At 55.4% G+C, this 17,779-nt stretch carries 17 protein-coding genes, 1 rRNA gene and 1 riboswitch; of the genes, 15 read left to right on the top strand and 3 right to left on the bottom strand.

Annotation, left to right across the window (positions count from 1 at the left end):
• The first annotated feature begins 305 nt into the window (after positions 1-305).
• A 5S ribosomal RNA gene (gene rrf, locus BRO54_RS12485) occupies positions 306-422 on the top strand.
• A 252-nt stretch (positions 423-674) separates the two neighbouring features.
• Here the strand turns inward: rrf and BRO54_RS12480 are convergent.
• On the bottom strand, positions 675-1,118 hold the full coding sequence (locus BRO54_RS12480) for an Hsp20/alpha crystallin family protein (protein WP_066227389.1): 444 nt from the start codon (positions 1,116-1,118) through the stop codon (positions 675-677).
• 150 nt (positions 1,119-1,268) lie between these two features.
• A riboswitch (purine riboswitch) is annotated at positions 1,269-1,370 on the top strand.
• Between the two features lie 111 nt (positions 1,371-1,481).
• Here BRO54_RS12480 and purE point away from each other — a divergent pair.
• The 12 genes from purE (at position 1,482) to purD (ending at position 14,343) form a co-directional block, all read left to right on the top strand.
• On the top strand, positions 1,482-1,970 hold the full coding sequence (gene purE / locus BRO54_RS12475; RefSeq protein ID WP_074044150.1) for a 5-(carboxyamino)imidazole ribonucleotide mutase: 489 nt from the start codon (positions 1,482-1,484) through the stop codon (positions 1,968-1,970).
• The gene (gene purK / locus BRO54_RS12470) at positions 1,963-3,111 is read left to right on the top strand and encodes a 5-(carboxyamino)imidazole ribonucleotide synthase (protein WP_079936428.1); all 1,149 of its coding nucleotides are present in this window, start codon (positions 1,963-1,965) and stop codon (positions 3,109-3,111) included. The genes purE and purK overlap by 8 nt, the downstream gene beginning before the upstream one ends.
• A complete protein-coding gene (gene purB, locus BRO54_RS12465) occupies positions 3,108-4,403 on the top strand; it encodes an adenylosuccinate lyase (RefSeq protein ID WP_013144127.1) in 1,296 nt (431 codons plus the stop codon). Before purK ends, purB begins: the two co-directional genes overlap by 4 nt.
• A 60-nt stretch (positions 4,404-4,463) precedes the next feature.
• The gene (gene purC / locus BRO54_RS12460) at positions 4,464-5,207 is read left to right on the top strand and encodes a phosphoribosylaminoimidazolesuccinocarboxamide synthase (RefSeq protein ID WP_074044148.1); all 744 of its coding nucleotides are present in this window, start codon (positions 4,464-4,466) and stop codon (positions 5,205-5,207) included.
• Positions 5,195-5,449 (top strand): phosphoribosylformylglycinamidine synthase subunit PurS, encoded by a 255-nt coding sequence (gene purS, locus BRO54_RS12455; protein WP_013144128.1) that lies wholly within the window; start codon positions 5,195-5,197, stop codon positions 5,447-5,449. The genes purC and purS overlap by 13 nt, the downstream gene beginning before the upstream one ends.
• On the top strand, positions 5,446-6,132 hold the full coding sequence (gene purQ / locus BRO54_RS12450; protein WP_074044147.1) for a phosphoribosylformylglycinamidine synthase subunit PurQ: 687 nt from the start codon (positions 5,446-5,448) through the stop codon (positions 6,130-6,132). The genes purS and purQ overlap by 4 nt, the downstream gene beginning before the upstream one ends.
• Positions 6,116-8,344, top strand: coding sequence for a phosphoribosylformylglycinamidine synthase subunit PurL (gene purL, locus BRO54_RS12445; RefSeq protein WP_074044146.1), 2,229 nt, complete (start codon positions 6,116-6,118; stop codon positions 8,342-8,344). Before purQ ends, purL begins: the two co-directional genes overlap by 17 nt.
• The gene (purF, locus tag BRO54_RS12440; RefSeq protein WP_074044145.1) at positions 8,320-9,732 is read left to right on the top strand and encodes an amidophosphoribosyltransferase; all 1,413 of its coding nucleotides are present in this window, start codon (positions 8,320-8,322) and stop codon (positions 9,730-9,732) included. Before purL ends, purF begins: the two co-directional genes overlap by 25 nt.
• Positions 9,733-9,855: 123 nt before the next feature.
• Positions 9,856-10,896: a phosphoribosylformylglycinamidine cyclo-ligase gene (gene purM / locus BRO54_RS12435; RefSeq protein ID WP_074044144.1), complete on the top strand. Its 1,041-nt coding sequence runs from the start codon at positions 9,856-9,858 to the stop codon at positions 10,894-10,896.
• Positions 10,893-11,471 carry a phosphoribosylglycinamide formyltransferase gene (purN, locus tag BRO54_RS12430; RefSeq protein ID WP_074044143.1) on the top strand — a complete coding sequence of 193 codons (579 nt, stop codon included), beginning with the start codon at positions 10,893-10,895 and terminating at the stop codon, positions 11,469-11,471. Before purM ends, purN begins: the two co-directional genes overlap by 4 nt.
• A gap of 17 nt (positions 11,472-11,488) precedes the next feature.
• Positions 11,489-13,027 carry a bifunctional phosphoribosylaminoimidazolecarboxamide formyltransferase/IMP cyclohydrolase gene (gene purH / locus BRO54_RS12425; RefSeq protein WP_074044156.1) on the top strand — a complete coding sequence of 513 codons (1,539 nt, stop codon included), beginning with the start codon at positions 11,489-11,491 and terminating at the stop codon, positions 13,025-13,027.
• Positions 13,028-13,050: 23 nt separating this feature from the next.
• On the top strand, positions 13,051-14,343 hold the full coding sequence (gene purD, locus BRO54_RS12420; RefSeq protein ID WP_074044142.1) for a phosphoribosylamine--glycine ligase: 1,293 nt from the start codon (positions 13,051-13,053) through the stop codon (positions 14,341-14,343).
• Here the strand turns inward: purD and BRO54_RS20910 are convergent.
• Together BRO54_RS20910 and BRO54_RS12415 are read right to left on the bottom strand one after the other, a co-directional pair.
• Positions 14,297-14,401, bottom strand: a complete 105-nt coding sequence (locus BRO54_RS20910; protein WP_325048220.1) for an EYxxD motif small membrane protein — start codon at positions 14,399-14,401, stop codon at positions 14,297-14,299. The genes purD and BRO54_RS20910 overlap by 47 nt on opposite strands.
• Before the next feature lie 209 nt (positions 14,402-14,610).
• Positions 14,611-14,856 (bottom strand): YgaP family membrane protein, encoded by a 246-nt coding sequence (locus BRO54_RS12415; RefSeq protein ID WP_074044141.1) that lies wholly within the window; start codon positions 14,854-14,856, stop codon positions 14,611-14,613.
• A gap of 96 nt (positions 14,857-14,952) precedes the next feature.
• On the opposite strand from BRO54_RS12415, the gene BRO54_RS12410 reads away from it, so the two are divergent.
• On the top strand, positions 14,953-16,698 hold the full coding sequence (locus BRO54_RS12410; RefSeq protein WP_074044140.1) for an adenine deaminase C-terminal domain-containing protein: 1,746 nt from the start codon (positions 14,953-14,955) through the stop codon (positions 16,696-16,698).
• Between the two features lie 27 nt (positions 16,699-16,725).
• Positions 16,726-17,745, top strand: coding sequence for a DUF3048 domain-containing protein (locus BRO54_RS12405; protein ID WP_074044139.1), 1,020 nt, complete (start codon positions 16,726-16,728; stop codon positions 17,743-17,745).
• Positions 17,746-17,779 lie beyond the last annotated feature (34 nt).

The following is a 17,779-nucleotide window of genomic DNA, read 5'->3' as shown; positions in this document are numbered from 1 at the left end:
CTTAACCTAGTGAGAAAAGTGGAGGCCGCCCGCTTATCGGCGAGGTGCGCTGGAGGGCCTGCGAGGAGGCTCGAACCAAGCAAAGCTTGGTTCTGCGTGGGTGGTATCACAGGAGCGTAAGCAATGTGTCGCCGCCGCAGCAGGACCGAAGCGTCGCGAGCCGATGGCGGCCGGAACTAGACAGTACGAAAAGTGGAAGCGCCGCGTCTTCTTCCGACGGTTATCTAGTTTTGAAGGAATGAACTTCCTTCTTGACATTGTTTGTTTTTCAAGTATAATAAATGATGTCAAAATCCAAATGCTTGCCTAGTGGCTATGGCGGAGGGGAAACACCCGTTCCCATCCCGAACACGGAAGTTAAGCCCTCCAGCGCCGATGGTAGTTGGGGCCAGCGCCCCTGCAAGAGTAGGTCGCTGCTAGGCAGGCAAAAAAATGAGGGAGCTGAATGGTTCTCTCATTATTTTTGCCTAATGGGAAATGAGTCATTTTGAATGACGCCATTTTCAATCCTCTCCCCCAAAATGTAAAGCGTGATCATCGTTTCCTAGACCCCCTTTTTCATAAAAGCGATAGGAAACGGAAACTCGCGTAAGGGTGTCCTGTACGGCATGGACACCCTCTTTTTTTATTTTTTCGGAAAGACAGGTATCTTCTTTTTTGCACTCGTGGGGAGATTATTCGCTTTTTTTGATGACAATTTTCTTTTTCGGCTCGTCAGGGATAAGTCGATGCAGATGGATGAACAACAGGCCGTTATGGTATGTTGCTTCGATGCGGTCCTCCTTGACGGCGAACGGCAGTGGGATTGTTTTTTGGAATTGGCCTTGGAAAATGCCTTCTTCCACTAGCTCAAACCCTTTGAAGTTTAGATTAATGGTTGCTTTCACTTCCAACGTTTTGTATGATACATACACTTCTGCATCTTCGATTTTTTCGAGCCCTGGGAGGCTGATGACAACGAGCAGTTCGTTGTCTTTTTTGTAGATGTTCATACCGGATGATGGCTTGTTCGATGACGGCAGCAACGGCTGGATGCTCCCCCAAAAATCATTTTGGAAAAATTGCTGCCAATGTTTTGTCCAATCGGAAAACGGCGTAAACGGGTTTTCTTTGGCCATCGTGTCTCTCCTCCTCCGCTCCTTCATCATATGCCGTTGTTTTCATTTGGTGATTTCAAAAACACGAACATTCGCTTTATTGATATATCGAATGTTCGATTTTTTCCTTGACACGTCTCAAAAACACCTGTTACTATAAAAGTAACTTCATAGTGTAATGAGAAGATCCCTCATATAATTTTGGGAATATGGCCCAAAAGTTTCTACCCAATAACCGTAAATTATTGGACTATGAGGGAAAGGATCGGTTTTGGCTTTTTTTTCGATCAGCAACTGTTAAAGCCCAGAACGATGCTTTCCCTCGTTTATGGACGGGAACGCATGTTCTGGGTTTTGTTGTGCTAGCAAAAGGAGTGAAACGGTATGAGCCCGCTCGTTGGGGTGATCATGGGAAGCCATTCGGATTGGGAAACGATGAAACATGCTTGCGCCATTTTGGAGGAATTGGGCGTTCCGTTTGAGAAAAAAGTCGTATCGGCGCACCGGACGCCGGATGAGATGTTTCTGTATGCGGAAACGGCGGAGGAGCGGGGCATTCGAGTGATCATTGCCGGAGCTGGCGGGGCGGCTCACTTGCCGGGGATGATCGCGGCGAAAACGACGCTGCCGGTGATTGGGGTGCCGGTGCAGTCAAAAGCATTGAATGGACTTGACTCGTTATTGTCGATTGTGCAAATGCCAGGCGGGGTGCCGGTGGCGACGGTGGCGATCGGCAAGGCGGGGGCGACCAACGCTGGACTGCTCGCCGCATCGATTCTTGGACTGCTTGAGCCACGCTATATGGAGGCGCTCAAAGCGCGGCGGGAAGCGATTCGCAAACAAATCGTAGAAAGCAGTGATCAATTTGACTAAGCAACGGATCGTTCCTGGGCAGACGATTGGCATCATCGGCGGGGGGCAGCTCGGGCGGATGATGGCTTTGGCGGCGCGCGAGATGGGCTTTCGCATTGCCGTGCTCGACCCAACGCCTGACTCCCCGTGCGGGCAAGTGGCTGATATCGAAATGATGGCGGCGTATCATGATTTGGACGCTATTGCCGAACTGGCGCGCGTGAGCGATGTCATTACGTACGAATTTGAAAATATCGATGCGCGAGCGCTTGAGTGGCTGGAGGCAAACGCCTATGTCCCGCAAGGAAGCCGACTGCTTGCGGTGACGCAAGACCGGGCGCTGGAGAAAGCGGCGATCGTTGATGCCGGCTTGCCGGTGGCGCCCTATGTCGAAGTGAATGGAGCGGAGGAACTTGAACAAGCCGTTCAGACGATCGGGTTCCCGTGCGTCTTGAAAACGCGGCGCGGCGGCTACGACGGCAAAGGGCAATATGTGCTGCGCGGCGAAGGCGATCTAGCCAAAGCGGCTGATTTGCTTCGGCTTGGCCCATGCATTTTGGAAGGCTGGGTGCCGTTTGTGAAGGAAATGTCGGTCATTGTCGCCCGCAACCTCGATGGTGAGACGGCTGTTTTTCCAGTGGCGGAAAATATTCATATCAAGAACATTTTGCATCAAACGATCGTTCCGGCCCGAATTCCGGAAAGCGTGCAAGAGCGGGCCATTCGCTACGCGGAAGTGTTGGCCGCATCGTTTTCGCTCGTTGGGACGCTGGCGGTGGAAATGTTTTTGACTGCGGACGGGGATATTTATATTAATGAGCTGGCCCCTAGACCGCACAACTCCGGACATTATACAATCAATGCATGCGCGACGTCGCAGTTTGCCCAGCACATCCGCGCCGTCTGCAACTGGCCGCTCGGATCGACCGAATTGTTGAAGCCGGCGGTGATGGTCAATATTTTAGGAGAGCACGTCGAGCCGGTCATTCGGCATATCGGTGCGTTCGACGGGGCGGTTTACGTCCATCTGTACGGCAAACACGAAGCGAAGCCGAAGCGGAAAATGGGGCATGTGACGGTGCTGGCAGACGATGTCGAGGCGGCGTTGGCGCGAATCGAATCGTGGCAAATTTGGCATGATCGGAGGCTGGAACGAGGATGATTGAACGTTACACAAGACCGGAAATGGGAGCGATTTGGACCGAGGAAAACCGCTTTAAGGCATGGCTTGAGGTGGAATTGCTCGCGTGCGAGGCGTGGGCCGAGCTTGGCGTCATCCCAAAAGAAGATGTCCGCCGCCTGCGTGAAAACGCGTCGTTTGACGTCAACCGCATTAAGGAAATCGAAGAAGAAACGCGCCATGATGTCGTCGCCTTCACCCGCGCTGTTTCTGAGACGCTCGGGGAAGAACGAAAATGGGTGCATTATGGTCTCACGTCGACCGATGTCGTCGATACGGCGTTAGGTTACCTGTTGAAACAGGCGAACGCGATTTTGCGGCGTGATTTGGAAAACTTCATTCAAGTGCTGAAAGAGAAAGCGCGCGAACATAAATACACGGTCATGATGGGGCGCACGCACGGCGTTCATGCCGAACCGACGACGTTCGGGCTGAAGCTGGCGCTTTGGTATGCGGAGATGGTGCGGAATTTGGAGCGGTTTGAACAAGCAGCCAAGATGGTGGAAGTAGGGAAAATTTCCGGCGCAGTCGGCACGTACGCCAACGTGGATCCGTTTGTGGAGCAGTATGTTTGTGAAAAACTCGGCTTGACGCCGGCGCCGATTTCGACGCAGACGTTGCAGCGCGACCGCCACGCTTACTATATGGCGACACTGGCGCTCATTGCGACATCGATTGAAAAATTTGCCGTCGAGATTCGCGGCTTGCAAAAAAGCGAAGTGCGCGAAGTCGAAGAGTTTTTCGCCAAAGGACAAAAAGGCTCATCAGCGATGCCGCATAAGCGCAATCCGATCGGTTCGGAAAACATGACCGGCATGGCGCGCGTCATTCGCGGCTATATGGTGACGGCGTACGAAAACGTGCCGCTTTGGCATGAACGCGACATTTCCCATTCGTCGGCGGAACGCATCATTTTGCCGGATGCGACGATTGCGTTGAACTATATGTTGAACCGATTCGCTAATATCGTGAAACATTTGCTTGTGTACCCGGAAAACATGAAAAAAAATATGGAGCGCACGTTCGGGCTCATTTATTCGCAGCGCGTCTTGCTCGCCTTGATCGACAAGGGGATGACGCGCGAGGAGGCGTACGATTTGGTGCAGCCGAAAGCGATGGAAGCGTGGGAGAGACAAGTGCCGTTCCGCTCGCTTCTTGAAGCGGATGAGCGTATCATGAGCCGGCTGACGAAAGAGGAGCTCGATGATTGCTTTGATTATCGCCATCATTTGAAACATGTCGATACGATTTTTGCCCGCTTAGGGTTGGAGTGAGCGGCTGCCGGCTGGTCGAAGCCGGCAGGCTATACAAAAGATTTTCAATCTTCTGGATAAATGGAGGCGTTGATCGTGCCGACGAAACAACAGCTGTTATATGAAGGGAAAGCGAAAAAAATTTACGCGACTGACGAGCCAGATGTGCTTTGGGTCGAGTACAAAGACAGCGCAACGGCGTTTAACGGCGAAAAAAAGGCGACGATAGCCGGCAAAGGGCGGCTCAATAACGAGATTTCCAGCTTGTTGTTTTTGAAGCTGCGCGAAGCAGGCATTACCAATCATTTTATTGAAAAGCTGTCGCCAACGGAACAATTGGTCCGACGCGTGACGATCATCCCGCTTGAAGTCGTTGTCCGCAATGTGGTAGCGGGAAGTTTAGCCAAGCGGATCGGTCTAGAGGAAGGGACGCCGCTTGAGGCGCCGCTTGTTGAGTTTTATTACAAAAACGACGACCTTGGCGACCCGCTGTTGTTGGAAGATCATATCTTCATTTTAAAACTCGCCAGCCGCGAGGAAGTCGCCGCGCTGAAGCAGGCCGCGCTTGCGGTGAATGACGTGCTGCGCCTCCATTTTGCCGAGCGGAACGTGAGATTAATTGATTTTAAGCTTGAGTTCGGCCGTACGGCGGACGGAGCCATCCTCTTGGCGGATGAGATCTCACCGGACACGTGCCGGTTATGGGACGCAAAGACGAACGAAAAGTTCGACAAAGACGTGTTCCGCCGCGACTTGGGCAGTTTGACGGATGCGTACGAAGTCATTTTACAACGGTTAGGGGGAGAATCGGCATGTACAAAGTAAAAGTGTATGTCACGTTGCGCGAGAGTGTGTTGGATCCGCAAGGAACGGCGGTGAAGGGGGCGCTGCATAGCTTATCGTATACGGAAGTGAAAGATGTACGAATCGGGAAGTTTATGGAGCTCGTGATTGAAGAGAGTGGCCGCGACATCAACGAGCTCGTCCGCGAGATGTGCGAAAAGCTGCTCGCCAATCCGGTCATTGAAGATTATCGCTATGAAATCGAGGAGGCCGTCGCCCGATGAAGTTTGCCGTCGTTGTGTTTCCGGGGTCGAATTGCGATGTCGATATGTACCATGCGATCGCCGACGAACTCGGCGAAGAGGTTGAATACGTTTGGCATGAAGAAGACAACTTGGATCGCTTTGACGCCATTTTGCTTCCGGGCGGGTTTTCGTACGGCGATTACTTGCGTTCCGGAGCCATTGCCCGTTTCTCCAAGGTGATGGCTGCAGTGAAAAAAGCCGCCGAAGCGGGAAAACCGGTGCTAGGGGTGTGCAACGGGTTTCAAATTTTGCTCGAAGCCGGCTTGCTTCCTGGGGCGATGCGCCGCAATCAAGGGCTGAAATTCATCTGCCGGCCGGTGCAGCTGACGGTGGAAAATAATGAAACGATGTTTACGTCTGCCTACGAAAAAGGCGAAGTCATTACGATTCCGATCGCCCATGGCGAAGGGAATTATTATTGTGATGAACAGACGCTCGAGCGCCTTGTCGAGAACCGGCAAATTGTGTTCCGTTACCATGGGGAAAATCCGAACGGCAGCTTGGCGGATATTGCCGGCATCGTCAACGAACGGGGCAATGTACTCGGCATGATGCCGCATCCGGAGCGGGCGGTCGACGCCTTGCTCGGCAGCGCGGACGGGTTGAAACTATTCCGATCGATCGTCAACTATTGGAGGGAGACGCATGTCGTTACTGCTTGAGCCGAGCGCGGCGATGATCAAAGAACAAAAGTTGTACCGCGAGATGGGGTTAACAGACGAAGAGTTCGCGCGCATTGAAGCGATTTTGGGGAGACTGCCGAACTACACGGAAACCGGCATTTTTGCCGTCATGTGGTCGGAGCATTGCAGCTACAAAAACTCCAAGCCGGTGCTGAAAAAATTCCCGACTGATGGTCCGCACGTGCTGCAAGGGCCGGGCGAGGGCGCGGGCATTGTCGATATCGGCGACGGGTTGGCGGTGGCGTTTAAAATCGAAAGCCATAATCACCCGTCAGCGATTGAGCCGTACCAAGGAGCGGCGACCGGGGTCGGCGGCATCATCCGCGACGTCTTTTCAATGGGAGCGCGGCCGATCGCACTGCTCAACTCGCTTCGATTTGGCGAATTGACGTCGCCGCGCGTCAAATATTTGTTTGAGCAAGTCGTCGCCGGCATTGCCGGGTACGGCAACTGCGTCGGCATCCCGACCGTCGGTGGCGAGGTGCAGTTCGATCCGGCGTATGAAGGCAACCCATTAGTCAACGCCATGTGCGTCGGGATCATTCGCCATGAGGACATTCAGCGCGGTATCGCGACCGGGGTCGGCAATACGGTCATGTACGTCGGGGCGAAAACGGGCCGCGACGGCATCCACGGGGCGACGTTTGCTTCGGAAGAGTTGAACGAACAGTCGGAAGCGAAGCGCCCGGCCGTGCAAGTCGGCGACCCGTTTATGGAAAAACTGCTGCTTGAGGCGTGTCTTGAAGCAGTCAAGTCCGATGCGTTAGTCGGCATTCAAGACATGGGCGCCGCGGGGCTTACGAGCTCATCGGCCGAGATGGCAAGCAAAGGCGGATTTGGCATCGAAATGAATTTGGATCTCGTCCCGCAGCGTGAGGCGGGCATGACGCCGTACGAAATGATGCTGTCCGAATCGCAGGAACGGATGTTGCTTGTCGTCAAGCAAGGAAGGGAAGCGGAAATCGCCGCGATTTTTGCCAAATACGGCCTCGAAGCGAAAGCGATCGGCAAAGTGACCGATGACAAAATGCTCCGTCTGTTTTTCCGCGGCGAGGTGGCGGCGGAGATCCCGGTGGACGCCTTGGCGAAAGACGCGCCGGTGTATCATAAACCGTCTGCGGAGCCGGCTTATTACCGCGAGTTTCAAGCGATGCCGCCGTATATTCCGCACATCGAAGACTACAATCAAACATTGCTCGGGCTGCTCGCCCAGCCGACGATTGCCAGCAAAGAATGGGTGTACGACCAGTACGACTATATGGTGCGGACGAATACGGTCGTCGCCCCAGGATCGGACGCGGCGGTCGTGCGCATTCGCGGCACGAACAAGGCGCTTGCGCTGACCACCGACTGTAACTCGCGCTACTTGTATTTGGATCCGGAAACGGGCGGGAAAATCGCGGTCGCCGAGGCGGCGCGCAATGTCGTCTGCTCCGGAGCGAAGCCGCTCGCCATTACTGACTGCCTCAACTTTGGCAGCCCGGAAAAGCCGGAGATTTTCTGGCAACTCGAAAAAGCGGTCGACGGGATGAGCGAAGCGTGCCGGGCGCTCGGGACGCCGGTGGTGAGCGGCAACGTCTCGCTGTACAATGAAACGAACGGGGAGGCCGTGTACCCAACCCCGGTCGTTGGCATGGTCGGGCTCATTGATGATCTTTCCCATATTACGACTCAGTCGTTTAAGCAAGCGGGCGACCTCATTTACGTGATCGGCGAGGCGAAGCCGGAGTTTGGCGGCAGCGAGCTGCAAAAATGGTTGGAAGGCCGCATTTTCGGAAAAGCACCGGAGATTGACTTAGAGGTGGAAGCAAGCCGCCAGCGCCAGCTGCTTGCTGCGATCCGCGCGGGGGTGGTGGCGTCAGCGCATGATATTGCCGAAGGGGGCTTAGCCGTTGCGCTTGCTGAGTGTGTCATGGGTGCTTCGGGGCTTGGCGCCAAGGTGACGATCGGCGGTGACCTCGTCAGTGAACTGTTCAGCGAAACGCAATCACGCTTTGTTGTCTCGGTGAAAAAAGAGCAAAAAGAGGCGTTTGAGCAACTGGTTGAAGCGAAACAAATCGGCGAAGTGACAGACGACGGCGCATTGGTGGTGAACGGGGAGCACGGTGAGACGCTCATTCACCTTTCCGTTGCCAAGATGCGAAACGTCTGGAAAGGGGCTATTCCATGCTTGCTGAAATCAAAGGATTGAACGAGGAGTGCGGCATTTTCGGCATTTGGGGGCATGAAGACGCTGCCCGTCTCACGTATTACGGGCTTCACAGCCTGCAGCACCGTGGGCAGGAAGGGGCCGGCATCGTTGTCGCGCATAACGGGAGTTTATCCGTCCATAAAGGGATGGGGCTGGTGACCGATGTGTTTCAAAGCGGCACGCTCGATGCGCTCCGAGGGTCCGCGGCGATCGGCCATGTCCGCTATTCGACGGCGGGCGGGGGCGGCTATGAAAACGTCCAGCCGCTCTTGTTCCGCTCACAAACCGGCGCGATGGCGTTGGCCCATAACGGCAACTTGACAAACGCCATTGAGTTGAAGCTCGCGCTTGAAGGGCAAGGAAGCATTTTTCAGACGACATCGGATACGGAAGTGTTCGCCCATCTCATCCGCCGCAGCCAAGCGCCGACGTTTGTGGAGCAAATGAAAGAGGCGCTCAGTCAGATCGAAGGGGCATTTGCGTTTTTGCTGCTGACGGAAAAGGCGCTCTATGCGGCGCTTGATCCGCACGGGTTTCGGCCGCTGTCGCTCGGCCGGCTCGGCTCGGCGTATGTCGTGGCGTCGGAAACGTGCGCGTTTGACGTCATCGGCGCCACATACGAGCGGGAAGTGGCGCCTGGGGAATTGCTCATCATCAGCCGCGAAGGGGTGCGTTCAGAACGGTTCGCTCCTGAGCAGCCGCGGTCGATTTGCAGCATGGAGTACATTTATTTCGCTCGTCCGGACAGCCATGTCGACGGCATCAATGTCCATACGGCTCGAAAAAACTTAGGAAAGCGGCTGGCCTTGGAAGCGCCGGCAGAGGCTGACATTGTCACCGGCGTGCCGGACTCAAGCATCTCTGTTGCCATCGGCTACGCTGAGGCGAGCGGCATTCCATACGAATTGGGCTTGATTAAAAACCGGTATGTCGGGCGGACGTTCATCCAGCCGTCGCAGGCGTTGCGCGAGCAAGGAGTGAAAATGAAGCTGTCGCCGGTGCGCGGGGTTGTTGCCGGCAAGCGGGTCGTGATGGTGGATGATTCGATCGTGCGCGGGACGACGAGCCGGCGCATCGTCTCGATGCTCCGCGAAGCGGGAGCGGTCGAAGTGCACGTGCGCATCAGCGCGCCGCCGATCACCCATCCTTGCTTTTACGGCATTGATACCTCGTCAAAGGAAGAATTGATCGCGGCGAATCGCACTGTTGAAGAGATTCGGCGCTTGATTGGCGCTGATTCCCTCGCCTTTATCAGCCAGGAAGGGATGCTTGAGGCCATCGGGCGTCCGGACATCTCGCCGCAGCGCGGGCAATGTTTGGCGTGTTTCACTGGTCAATATCCGACCCGCCTCGGTCAAGCGGCGCGGCCATGTCTGACGATGAAATGATGGAGGAAGTATAACGGGTGCAGCCGACGGGTGTGGTGGCGCGTTTCCGCGAGAGAAACGCTGCGCAACAAGAGCGCCGCCTGGCGTCCGGAGCGCGATGGGCGGCGAAAAGGAGGAGTTGACGTGGCAAAGGCATATAAACAAGCAGGGGTCGACATCGAGGCCGGTTATCAGGCCGTCGCCCTCATGAAAGAGCACGTGCAAAAAACGATGCGTCCCGAAGTGCTGGGCGGGATCGGCGGGTTTGGCGGCTTGTTTGATCTATCCGCGCTTGGCTACCGGCAGCCGGTGCTTGTTTCCGGCACGGACGGTGTCGGAACGAAGTTGAAACTAGCGTTTTTGCTTGACCGGCATGATACGATCGGCATCGACTGCGTCGCTATGTGTGTCAACGATATTATTGTCCAAGGGGCGGAGCCGCTCTTTTTCCTCGACTATATCGCTTGCGGCAAGGCGGTGCCGGAGAAAATCGCCGCCATCGTCAAAGGGGTGGCCGACGGCTGCGTCGAAGCCGGCTGCGCCTTGATCGGCGGGGAGACCGCGGAAATGCCAGGAATGTATGATGAAGATGAGTATGATTTGGCTGGGTTTGCGGTCGGCGTTGCGGAAAAAGAGCGACTCATAACCGGAGAGACGATTCGAGCGGGCGATGCGCTTGTCGGCCTGCCATCAAGCGGCCTTCACAGCAACGGCTATTCGCTTGTGCGCCGCATCGTGTTTGAACAAGCGAAATTGTCGCTTGATGAGATTTACGAGCCGCTTGATGTTCCGCTCGGCGAGGAGTTATTGAAGCCGACGCGCATTTATGCGAAACTGTTGCGCTCTGTGCGCGAGCGGTTTACGATCAAAGGGATGGCGCATATTACCGGCGGCGGGTTTATCGAAAACATTCCGCGCATGCTGCCGCCAGGAATCGGTGCGCGCATTCAGCTCGGTTCATGGCCGATTTTGCCGATTTTTGACTTTTTGCGTGAAAAGGGCAGCCTTGAGGAAGAAGAAATGTTTTCCGTCTTTAATATGGGCATCGGCCTTGTGCTCGCTGTCAGTCCGGAAACGGCGGCGCCTCTTGTTGAGTGGCTTTCGGAACGAGGTGAACCGGCGTACATCATCGGCGAAGTGGCCGAAGGAGCGGGCGTGTCGTTTGCTGGAGGGGGCCGGGCATGAAGCGGCTGGCGGTGTTCGCTTCAGGAAGCGGCACGAACTTTCAAGCGATCGTGGACGCGGCCAAACGCGGCGATTTGCCGGCGGAGATTGCTCTCCTTGTCTGCGACCGCCCAGGTGCGAAAGTCATTGAACGAGCGGCGCGCGAAAACGTGCCGGCGTTCGTGTTTTCCCCAAAAGACTACCCGTCCAAAGCGGCGTTTGAGAGCGAGATTTTGCGTGAGCTAAAGGGGCGCCAAATCGACTGGATTGCGTTGGCCGGCTATATGCGCTTGATCGGGCCGACGCTGCTTTCGGCTTATGAGGGGAAGATCGTCAACATCCATCCGTCGCTGTTGCCCGCGTTTCCGGGCAAAGATGCGATCGGCCAAGCGTATCGGGCTGGTGTATCGGAAACGGGCGTCACCGTTCATTACGTCGATGAGGGAATGGATACCGGGCCGGTCATCGCCCAGCGCGTTGTTCCGATCGTGCCGGGCGAGCCGATCGAGGCGCTTGAGGCGCGCATCCATCAAGTCGAACACGAGCTGTACCCGACGGTGTTGCGCATGCTGCTAGGGGAAAAGGAACAACAATGAAGAAAGGATCGAAAACGATGGCAGTGAAACGAGCTTTGATCAGCGTGTCCAATAAGGAAGGCATCATTCCGTTTGCGAAGAAGCTGGCTGAACTTGGCATTGAAATCATTTCGACCGGTGGGACGAAACGAGCGCTTGAAGACGCCGGCGTTCCAGTCATTTCGATTTCCGATGTCACCGGCTTTCCGGAAATTTTGGACGGGCGCGTCAAAACGCTGCATCCGGCCATTCACGGCGGCATTTTGGCGGTGCGCAGCGATGAGCGCCACCAAGCAGCGCTCGCAGAGCATGGCATTCGCCCGATCGATTTGGTCGTCGTCAACTTGTATCCGTTCCAACAAACGATCGCCAAACCGGATGTGACGCTCGCGGAGGCGATTGAAAACATCGATATCGGCGGCCCGACGATGGTGCGTGCGGCGGCGAAAAACTATGCTGATGTCGCGATTGTCGTCGATCCAGCCGACTATCCGATGGTGATTGAAGAACTGAAAACGACCGGTTCGATCCAAGCAAAAACGCGGCAACAACTGGCGGCGAAAGCTTTCCGCCATACGGCGGCGTATGACGCGATGATTGCGGAGTATTTAACAAACCTCACCGGAGAGAACTATCCGGAAACGCTCACTGTCACGTATACGAAAAAACAATCATTGCGCTATGGCGAGAATCCGCATCAATCGGCAGCGTTTTACGCCAAACCGCTCGGTGCGGCGTTCTCGATTGCCAAAGCGGCACAGTTGCACGGCAAAGAGTTGTCGTACAACAACATTAACGACGCCAATGCGGCGATCAACCTCATTCGCGAATTTCAAGAGCCGGCTGTGGCAGCCATCAAACATATGAATCCGTGCGGCGTCGGCATCGGCGCGACGCTTCTTGAGGCGTTTACGAAAGCGTACGAGGCTGACCCGGTGTCGATTTTCGGCGGCATTATTGCGGTCAACCGTGAAGTGGACAAAGAAACAGCCGAACGGATGCACGACATCTTTTTGGAAATCGTCATCGCTCCGTCATTCAGCGATGAGGCGCTTGCCATTTTGACGAAAAAGAAAAACATCCGTCTGTTGACGCTTGATTTTACAGCGCCGGAAGTCAAGGAAAAAATGCTCGTTTCCGTCAATGGCGGCTTGCTCGTCCAAGAGGCCGATACGTTCACGCTCGAAGACGCTGAATGGAACGTCGTCACGAAGCGTGAGCCGACAGAAGCGGAGCGCGAACAGCTTCGGTTTGCTTGGAAGGTTGTCAAACATGTGAAATCGAATGCGATTGTACTGGCCAAAAACGGGATGACGGTCGGCGTCGGCGCCGGGCAAATGAACCGGGTCGGCGCGGCCAAAATTGCGATCGAACAAGCCGGGGAACAGGCGGTTGGCGCCGTGTTGGCGTCCGATGCGTTCTTCCCGATGGACGATACGGTCGAGGCGGCGGCGAAAGCCGGCATTACCGCTATCATTCAGCCGGGCGGCTCGATTCGCGACGCGGATTCGATCCGCAAGGCCGATGAGTACGGCATGGCTATGGTGTTCACCGGCGTGCGCCACTTTAAACATTAAGCGTGGCAAAGGAGAGGGAGACGATGAATGTACTGGTCATCGGACGAGGCGGGCGCGAGCACGCCATCGCCTGGAAAGCGGCGCAAAGCCCGCTTGTTGGCAAGCTGTATGTAGCGCCGGGCAACCCGGGCATCGCGGACGTGGCGGAATTGGTCCATATTGATGAGCTCGATATTGAGGCATTGGTGCAATTTGCGAAACAACAGGCGATCGATTTGACGATCGTCGGGCCGGAAGCGCCGCTTGCTTCCGGCATCGTTGACCGTTTTATGGCCGAAGGGCTTCGCATTTTCGGCCCAAGCCAAGCGGCGGCGCTCATTGAAGGAAGCAAGGCGTTTGCCAAAGAACTGATGAAGAAATACGGCATCCCAACGGCGGACCATGCGACCTTTACGTCGTACGAAGAGGCGAAAGCTTACATTGAACAAAAAGGCGCGCCGATCGTCATTAAAGCGGATGGGTTGGCCGCCGGAAAAGGCGTCACCGTCGCCCAAACGGTGGAAGAAGCGCTTGCCGCGGCGAAGGCAGCGCTTGTCGACGGACAATTCGGCACAGCCGGCAGTCAAGTTGTCATTGAGGAGTATTTAGAAGGGGAAGAATTTTCGTTTATGGCGTTCGTTAACGGCGAGAAGGTGTATCCGCTCGCCATTGCCCAAGACCATAAGCGGGCGTATGACGGAGACGAGGGACCGAACACCGGCGGCATGGGAGCCTACTCGCCGGTGCCGCAAATTTCGGATGAGATGATTGATGCCGCGCTAGAGGCCATTTTGCGGCCGGCGGCGAAAGCGTTGGCGGCGGAAGGACGGCCGTTTCTTGGCGTGCTGTACGCTGGATTGATGGCCACGGCAAATGGGCCAAAAGTGATCGAATTTAACGCCCGCTTTGGCGATCCGGAAGCGCAAGTCGTACTGCCGCGTCTAAAGACCGATTTGGTGGAAGCGATACTAGCGGTGATGGATGGAAAAGAGTTGGAGCTTGAATGGACGGACGAGGCGGTGCTTGGCGTCGTGCTGGCAGCTAAAGGCTACCCGGGGGCTTACGAGCGCGGGGCCGAAATCCGCGGGTTGGACCGAATCTCCCCTGATGCGTTGTTGTTCCATGCTGGCACGAAACGGGAAGGCGGCGCATGGTACACGAATGGCGGACGCGTTCTCCTGTTGGCGGCCAAAGGGGAGACGCTTGCCGAAGCGAAGGAAAGAGCGTACGAGCAATTGGCCGCGATCGACTGCGACGGCTTATTTTATCGGCGCGACATCGGCCGGCGCGCTATCGAACGCGCCTCCGCCGCATATACACGTACGAAAGGGCGATAATGCCGCCGATTAACGCGGCCAATACGAACGACATATCGGTCATATACTCGAGCAGCATGGTGGTTCACTCCTTTGTAGTCGAAGGTGTCCCAAGTATGGGACACCTTTTTTGGCATGAAGTGCAGTGTAATCCTAAAAGCGGCGGAAAAGGACACGGCCGTTGGGCAATGCCTTCCTTTTCGGCTGACGGCAAGAAGTCATCTTGAGAAATCCCTAAGCCGCTATAAGCGGGTGCTTTCAACCGTTATGTTTAACCGATTCCGGCTGTTATGTCGGGTTCATGACCGCCTCTTTTTGTTCGTCAAGCAGCTGCCGGCGCTGCATATTGTCAAACAGGGCGGTCATCGGACAAAAACGGGTGATTCCTTCTCCGACTTTCATCGCTCCAAGCAAAGCGGCCCACAAATAGGATGTGCACCATGGCCGCCGGGCGAGGCGGGCGGTGGCCCAGGCGATGACAGTCAGGCCAACTGTGATGCGAATGAATGCGTTCACAATGCCGATATTCGCCATCGGTCTGTCCCCTCCTTATATTTTTTATTGTGAAAGTCGCTTTTGTGCGTTAAAATGGTTGTATGGAACGATTAGGAAACAAGGGACGGGGTGTCAATGGGCGAACAACGTTACCGATGGAAAGGCAGTGAGCTGCGGGAACAAGCAGCCATCATCGATGGCAAACAATCACCGACGAAAGTATTAGTGAACGCGACGTATTTGCATTCGTATTTTCGTGAATGGGTAAAAGGAAATATATGGATACATGACGACCGCATCGTGTATGCCGGCGAGCGGTTCCCCGATCGTGTCGATGATGCGTGCGAGATCGTCGACTGCCGTGGGTACGTGCTCGTTCCCGGCTACATTGAGCCGCATGTTCATCCATTTCAATTATATAATCCCCATTCGTTTGCTCGTTATGCAGCGGCGCACGGGACAACAACGCTCCTCAATGACAACTTGTTTTTGCTTTTGCAGCTGGATGATGAAGAGGCGTTTTTATTTTTACAAGAAATGAATGCGCTTCCAACATCGATGTATTGGTGGTGCCGGTTTGATGGGCAAACGGAGCTCGAGCGCGAAGAGGAACAAGTGTCCAATGCTCGGATCAAGCGCTGGCTTGACCAAGAGGCGGTGCTTCAAGGCGGTGAGTTGACCTCATGGCCAAAAGTGATCAGCGGCGATGACATCATCTTGTATTGGATGCAAGAAGCGCATCGGCGGCGCCGCAAAATTGAAGGGCATTTTCCGGGGGCGTCGGAAAAGACGCTTGTCAAAATGGCGCTCTTTGGCGCGGATGGCGACCATGAGGCAATGACGGGAAAGGAAGTGCGCATGCGCCTTTGGCACGGCTATACGGTCACGCTCCGCCACTCATCGATTCGCCCCGATTTGCCGGTGCTGCTTGAAGAGATGAAAGCGCTTGGCATCCGGCATTATGATAAATGCTTGTTGACGACGGATGGCTCGCCGCCGGCGTTTTATGAGAATGGGGTGATCGACTGGCTGATCCGCATCGCGATCGAGCATGGCGTGCCGGTGATCGATGCCTATGCGATGGCGACGATCAACGCCGCCCGCCACTACGGCATCGAGCATCTTCACGGCAGCATTGCCACCGGCCGCATTGCCCATATCAACTTTTTGCGTTCGGCTCACGATCCGACGCCAGCGCAAGTGCTCGCCAAAGGCGAATGGGTGAAGCGCGATGGAGAAGCGCCGCCTCTCTGGCCGACGCCGAAATGGGACCGGTTTGGCATTCGGCCGCTTTCGTTGTCATGGGAGCTTGACTGGGATGATTTGCAATTTTCGATGCCGATGGGATTGTGTATGGAAAACGCTGTAATTTTAAAACCGTATTCCGTATCGATCGATACGTCGCGCGACCGTTTAGGGCATGACCATGATGAATGTTTTTTGGCCTTGTTTGACCGAAACGGGCGCTGGCGCGTCAATACGATGTTAAAAGGCTTTGCATCGGCGCTTGGCGGGCTGGCGAGTTCTTACTCGAACACCGGGGATTTGATTTTGATCGGCAAGCATAAGGAAGATATGATGCTCGCCTTCCGACGGATGCAGGAGATCGGCGGCGGCATTGTGCTCGCTGAGGACGGAGAGATTTTGTTTGAGCTCTCGCTTCCTTTAGGCGGCATGATGTCCTCCTTGGAGGTGGATGAATTGATCAACGAAGAAAAAACGTTCGTCCGTTTGCTGCGCAAGCGCGGATATCCGTTCGAAGACCCGGTGTATTCGCTGCTCTTTTTGCAATCGACCCACCTGCCGTATGTGCGCGTCACCCAACGCGGCATTTATGATGTCATGCACAAAACGGTACTCTTTCCTTCGATAATGCGGTAAAATAAAAAAGAAAAGGTTGTGTGTCCATTGAAACATTGGCTGTTCGCCGTCAGCTGCGCGGCGTTGTTGTTAGGCGGCTGCACGACCAAAAGCGAGCCGAAGCAGGCCGAACCGGCCAAACCGGCTCCTCGGCAGGAGCAGCCGTCCAAGCCTCCGGCGGAGGAAAAACAAACGTTCCCGCTGACGGGGCTGCCGGCGAAAGGGAACATCCATCAACGGGTCGTCGGCGTGATGATCAACAATCACCCGAAGGCGCGGCCGCAATCGGGGCTTCGTGCGGCGGACATCGTGTATGAGGTGCTTGCCGAGGGCGATATCACCCGTTTGTTGGCGTTGTACCAAAGCGAATTGCCGGAGCGGGTCGGACCGGTGCGAAGCGCGCGTGATTACTATATTGACTTGAGCGAAGGCTACCATGCACTGTATGTATGTCACGGCTGGAGTCCGGAGGCGAAAGCGCGTCTTGAGGGAGGCGGCATCGACTATTTGAACGGACTGTTTTACGACGGCACGCTGTTTCAGCGCGTTCCGTTCCGCAAGGCGCCGCACAACTCATACATTTCATTCACCAACATCGAAAAAGGAGCGAAACAAAACGGGTATGCTTGGACGGACAACGTTGCCCCGCTATCGTTTCGCACCGATGAGCCGAGCGGCACGAAGGTCGAGACGGTCCACATCGCCTATTCGCATCGCGCCTATGCCCAGGTCGAATACCAATATGTTCCTGAACAAAATGGGTATTACCGGTACAGCGGCGGCGAGCAAACGATCGATTACGATACGCATAAGCCGGTTGTCGTGCAAAACGTCATGATCATCGCCGCCCACCATCAAGTGGTTGACAGCTACGGGCGGCGCGACATCGACCTCACCTCCGGCGGCAAGGGGTACTTGCTGCAGGGCGGCGTCATGCAGCCGATCGAATGGAAAAACGTCGACGGCCGGCTGCTGCCGTACCATAACGGGGCTCCGATCGGATTCGTGCCGGGAAAAACGTGGATCAATATCGTGCCGGAACTGGCGATCGTCCAGTGGAAATCATAACCGCCTTGTCTGTTGCAAGGCAAAGGGGCGGTGG

The sequence above is a fragment of the Geobacillus proteiniphilus genome (assembly GCF_001908025.1).
GTDB classification, from domain to species: Bacteria; Bacillota; Bacilli; order Bacillales; family Anoxybacillaceae; genus Geobacillus; species Geobacillus proteiniphilus.
The sequence above is the reverse complement of the archived record's forward strand: the minus strand, read 5'-3'. Positions and strand labels throughout refer to the sequence as shown.

Excerpts from the sequence above, each read along its gene's own strand:
- purL (WP_074044146.1), top strand. The coding sequence starts at position 6,116 with ATGTCGTTACTGCTTGAGCCGAGCGCGGCGATGATCAAAGAACAAAAG.
- BRO54_RS12480 (WP_066227389.1), bottom strand. The coding sequence starts at position 1,118 with ATGGCCAAAGAAAACCCGTTTACGCCGTTTTCCGATTGGACAAAACAT.
- BRO54_RS12415 (WP_074044141.1), bottom strand. The coding sequence starts at position 14,856 with ATGGCGAATATCGGCATTGTGAACGCATTCATTCGCATCACAGTTGGC.
- purH (WP_074044156.1), top strand. The coding sequence starts at position 11,489 with ATGGCAGTGAAACGAGCTTTGATCAGCGTGTCCAATAAGGAAGGCATC.
- purE (WP_074044150.1), top strand. The coding sequence starts at position 1,482 with ATGAGCCCGCTCGTTGGGGTGATCATGGGAAGCCATTCGGATTGGGAA.
- purN (WP_074044143.1), top strand. The coding sequence starts at position 10,893 with ATGAAGCGGCTGGCGGTGTTCGCTTCAGGAAGCGGCACGAACTTTCAA.
- BRO54_RS20910 (WP_325048220.1), bottom strand. The coding sequence starts at position 14,401 with ATGCTGCTCGAGTATATGACCGATATGTCGTTCGTATTGGCCGCGTTA.
- purD (WP_074044142.1), top strand. The coding sequence starts at position 13,051 with ATGAATGTACTGGTCATCGGACGAGGCGGGCGCGAGCACGCCATCGCC.
- purC (WP_074044148.1), top strand. The coding sequence starts at position 4,464 with ATGGAGGCGTTGATCGTGCCGACGAAACAACAGCTGTTATATGAAGGG.
- purF (WP_074044145.1), top strand. The coding sequence starts at position 8,320 with ATGCTTGCTGAAATCAAAGGATTGAACGAGGAGTGCGGCATTTTCGGC.
- purQ (WP_074044147.1), top strand. The coding sequence starts at position 5,446 with ATGAAGTTTGCCGTCGTTGTGTTTCCGGGGTCGAATTGCGATGTCGAT.
- purB (WP_013144127.1), top strand. The coding sequence starts at position 3,108 with ATGATTGAACGTTACACAAGACCGGAAATGGGAGCGATTTGGACCGAG.
- BRO54_RS12410 (WP_074044140.1), top strand. The coding sequence starts at position 14,953 with ATGGGCGAACAACGTTACCGATGGAAAGGCAGTGAGCTGCGGGAACAA.
- purS (WP_013144128.1), top strand. The coding sequence starts at position 5,195 with ATGTACAAAGTAAAAGTGTATGTCACGTTGCGCGAGAGTGTGTTGGAT.